General features: G+C 59.2%; 2 rRNA genes. Both read left to right on the plus strand.

Annotation, left to right across the window (positions count from 1 at the left end):
* Nucleotides 1-85: 85 nt before the first annotated feature.
* Nucleotides 86-3,168 (plus strand): 23S ribosomal RNA (locus ABD848_RS24685).
* A 92-nt stretch (nt 3,169-3,260) separates the two neighbouring features.
* A 5S ribosomal RNA gene (gene rrf / locus ABD848_RS24690) occupies nt 3,261-3,379 on the plus strand.
* The last annotated feature ends 13 nt before the right edge of the window (nt 3,380-3,392 follow it).

Below are 3,392 nucleotides of genomic sequence, written 5' to 3' on the forward strand. Positions count from 1 at the left end.
GCCTGTGTGGGTGGTGGTGTTGTGGGTGGGGGTGGCCGTGGTGTTTGATTTGTGGAGAGTGTGCGCGAGTATCTTGTATCTGTGGTGGTCAAGTGTGTGTGGCACATGGTGGATGCCTTGGCACCAGGCGCCGATGAAGGACGTGGGAGGCCGCGATAGTCCACGGGGAGTTGTCAACCGAGCGGTGATCCGTGGGTGTCCGAATGGGGAAACCTGGCGTGTGTGATGGCACGTCGCTGCTGTCTGAATGGATAGGGCAGTGGTGGTGACGCGGGGAAGTGAAACATCTCAGTACCCGTAGGAAGAGAAAACAAGAGTGATTCCCTTAGTAGTGGTGAGCGAAGGGGGATGGTGGCTAAACCGTGCGCGTGGAAGAGACGGCAGTTGTTGCGTGTGCGGGGTTGTGGGAGCATCTGGTCTGGTCTGCCGGCTGGGCGCGTGCTGCTGTGGGCTAGTCGAAGTCGTTGGGATGCGGCGCCGAAGTGGGTGAGAGTCCCGTAGGTGAAGGCCTGTGGTGGTGTGTGGGGTGTGTTCCCGAGTAGCGCGGAGCTCGTGGAAGTCCGTGTGAATCTGGCAGGACCACCTGTCAAGCCTGAATACGTCCTGGTGACCGATAGTGGACGAGTACCGTGAGGGAAAGGTGAAAAGTGCCCCGGTGAGGGGTGGTGAAAGAGGACCTGAAACCGTGTGCTGTCAAGCCGTCAGAGCCTTGTGTGGGTGATGGCGTGCCTTTTGAAGAATGAGCCTGCGAGTCGTGGTGTGTGGCGAGGTTAACCCGTTGTGGGGGAGCCGGAGCGAAAGCGAGTCTGAAGAGGGCGTGTGAGTCGCATGCTGTGGACCCGAAGCGGAGTGATCTACCCATGTCCAGGGTGAGGCGCGGGTAAGACCGTGTGGAGGCCCGAACCCACCAGGGTTGAAAACCTGGGGGATGAGGTGTGGGTAGGGGTGAAAGGCCAATCAAACTCTGTGATAGCTGGTTCTCCCCGAAATGTATTTAGGTACAGCGTCGCGTGTGGTTGCCGGAGGTAGAGCGACGGGTTGGTTGATGGGCCTGACCGGGTTACTGATGTCAGCTAAACTCCGAATGCCGGTGAACTTGAGCGTGGCAGTGAGTCTGCGGGGGATAAGCTCCGTGGTCGAGAGGGAAACAGCCCAGATCATCAGCTAAGGCCCCTAAGGGTGTGCTAAGTGGGTAAGGTTGTGGAGTTGCTGAGACAACCAGGAGGTTGGCTTAGAAGCAGCCATCCTTGAAAGAGTGCGTAATAGCTCACTGGTCAAGTGATTCTGCGCCGATAATGTAGCGGGGCTGAAGTACACCGCCGAAGCTGTGGAGCCCACTGTGTGTGGGTTGGTAGGGGAGCGTCGTGTCCGCCGGTGAAGTCGTCACGGGAGTGGCGGTGGAGGGGGCGCGAGTGAGAATGCAGGCATGAGTAGCGATACCAGCGTGAGAAACGTTGGCGCCGAGTGACTAAGGGTTCCTGGGGTAGGTTAATCCGCCCAGGGTGAGTCGGGGCCTAAGGCGAGGCCGACAGGCGTAGTCGATGGATGACGGGTTGATATTCCCGTACCCGTCCATGCGCGTCCAATGCTGCCTGCCTCTGAGACTAACCATGCCCATGTTTTGTGAGCCTTTCGGGGTTTGCGGAGTGTGGGGTGGGGCCTGAGGGGGTGGGGGGTAAGTGATGGGGTGACGCAGGGGGGTAGCTCTACCGGGCGATGGTGGTCCCGGGATAAGCGTGTAGCCTGGGGTGTTGGTAAATCCGTGCCCTGTGATGGGTGAGGCGTGATGTCGAGCCGGTGTGGTGAAGTGAGTGATCCCGTACTGTCGAGAAAAGCCTCTAGCGAGTGTGTGGACGGCCCGTACCCGAAACCGACGCAGGTGGTCGGGTTGAGTAGACCGAGGCGTTCGGGTGAACCGTGGTTAAGGAATTCGGCAAATTGTCCCCGTAACTTTGGGAGAAGGGGAGCCCGCTCTGGTGAGGCACCTGGCGTGTGGAGCTGGGGTGGGTCGCAGATACCAGGGGGAAGCGACTGTTTACTAAAAACATAGGTCCGTGCGAAGTCGTAAGACGCGGTATACGGACTGACGCCTGCCCGGTGCCGGAACGTTAAGAGGACTGGTGAGCCTCCTTTGTGGGGGTGAGGCTGGGAATCTAAGCGCCGGTAAACGGCGGTGGTAACTATAACCATCCTAAGGTAGCGAAATTCCTTGTCGGGTAAGTTCCGACCTGCACGAATGGCGTAACGACTTCCCCGCTGTCTCAACCGCGGGCCCGGTGAAATTGCACTACGAGTAAAGATGCTCGTTTCGCGCAGCAGGACGGAAAGACCCCGGGACCTTCACTATAGCTTGACATTGGTGTTTGGGATGGTTTGTGTAGGATAGGTGGGAGCCGGTGAAGCCGCCACGCGAGTGGGGGTGGAGGCGTTGGTGAAATACCACTCTGGCTGTTTCGGGCATCTAACCCGCGTCCGTGATCCGGATGGGGGACAGTGTCTGGTGGGTAGTTTAACTGGGGCGGTTGCCTCCTAAAAGGTAACGGAGGCGCCCAAAGGTTCCCTCGGCCTGGTTGGTTATCAGGTGGTGAGTGTAAGTGCACAAGGGAGCTTGACTGTGAGACGGACGTGTCGAGCAGGTGCGAAAGCAGGGACTAGTGATCCGGCACTGGTTGGTGGAAGCGGTGTCGCTCAACGGCTAAAAGGTACCCCGGGGATAACAGGCTGATCTTCCCCAAGAGTCCGTATCGACGGGATGGTTTGGCACCTCGATGTCGGCTCGTCGCATCCTGGGGCTGGAGTTGGTCCCAAGGGTTGGGCTGTTCGCCCATTAAAGCGGCACGCGAGCTGGGTTTAGAACGTCGTGAGACAGTTCGGTCCCTATCCGCTGCGCGCGTTGGAGACTTGTGGAGGGCTGTCCCTAGTACGAGAGGACCGGGATGGACGAACCTCTGGTGTGCCAGTTGTTCCGCCAGGAGCATGGCTGGTTGGCTACGTTCGGCAGAGATAACCGCTGAAAGCATCTAAGCGGGAAACTCGCTCCGAGATGAGGTCTCCCACCGACGGTGATCGGGTAAGGCTTCCCCGAGATGAGGGGGTTGATAGGCCGGAGGTGGAAGCATCGTGAGGTGTGGAGCTGACCGGTACTAATCGGCCGAGGGCTTGCCCACCGCAGATGCTGGATACTCGCGCACATTTACCACAGTCAACGCTTCCTCATGGGTTTCCCTGCTCCACACCGGTGGAGGCAGGGGTGAGGGTTGTGCGGTGGTGATAGCGGTGGGGAAACACCCGGTCCCGTTTCGAACCCGGTCGTTAAGCCCACCAGCGCCGATGGTACTGCCTCCATGGTGCGGGGTGGGAGAGTAGGACACCGCCGCACACAATCCCCAACA

Source organism: Salinactinospora qingdaonensis (assembly GCF_039539445.1).
Classification (GTDB): Bacteria; Actinomycetota; Actinomycetes; order Streptosporangiales; family Streptosporangiaceae; genus Salinactinospora; species Salinactinospora qingdaonensis.